Origin of the sequence: Photobacterium sp. SP02 (assembly GCF_038519165.1) — a bacterium.
GTDB classification, from domain to species: domain Bacteria; phylum Pseudomonadota; class Gammaproteobacteria; order Enterobacterales; family Vibrionaceae; genus Photobacterium; species Photobacterium halotolerans.
Map to the genome: position 1 here is coordinate 1 of NZ_JASJOJ010000147.1, position 969 is coordinate 969.

Consider the following 969-nt stretch of genomic DNA (forward strand, 5'->3'; position numbering starts at 1 on the left):
ACCGGCTTCGATAGCGATACGGGCAGTCACGTCAGATGGCAGCACAGACTCACGGTATGCCGCGTCTTGCTTGTCGAAGGCATCGGTCGATGGCATAGACACCACACGCACCTGCTTACCTTCGGCGCTCAGCTCGGCCGCGGCGTTCACCGCCAGCTCAACTTCAGAGCCGGTGGCAATCAAAATCAGCTCAGGCTTGCCAGCGCAGTCTTTCAGGATGTAACCCCCCTTGGCGATATCTGCAACCTGTGCGTCGTTACGTTCTTGCTGAGCCAGGTTCTGACGCGAGAAGATCAGCGCGGTTGGCGCATCTTTACGCTCGATGGCCAGTTTCCAGGCCACCGCCGATTCAACCTGGTCACACGGACGCCAGGTGCTCATGTTCGGGGTCAGGCGCAGCGAAGCGATTTGCTCCACCGGCTGGTGCGTCGGGCCGTCTTCACCCAGACCGATAGAATCGTGGGTATAAACCTGAATGTTCTGCACGCCCATCAGCGCGGCCATGCGCATGGCGTTACGGGCGTATTCCATGAACATCAGGAAAGTTGCGCCGTAAGGCACAAAACCGCCGTGCAGGGCGATACCGTTGATAATGGCCGTCATGCCGAACTCACGCACACCGTAGTGGATGTAGTTACCGGATGCGTCATCTGCGGTCAAAGACTTCGAACCAGACCACATGGTCAGGTTGGAGGGTGCCAGGTCGGCCGAGCCGCCCATGAACTCAGGCAGGATTTTGCCGAAGGCTTCCAGCGCGTTCTGAGAGGCTTTACGGGAAGCGATGTTGGCCGGGTTGGCCTGCAAATCGGCAATGATCTGGCTGGTGGCAGCTTCCCACTGTGCCGGCAGTTCACCGTTCACACGGCGTTTGAATTCCGCGGCCAGCTCTGGGTGCGCGGCTTCATACGCGGCCAGGTGTCGCTGCCAGGTGGCTGTGCTATCGGCGCCCGTCCGGTTGATTTGCACATT

1 pseudogene is annotated in these 969 nt (G+C 59.5%); it reads right to left on the reverse strand.

What is annotated here, in order from left to right:
• A pseudogene (locus P0Y67_RS22670) lies at window positions 1–918 on the reverse strand (transketolase-like TK C-terminal-containing protein); the annotation flags it as partial.
• Window positions 919–969 lie beyond the last annotated feature (51 nt).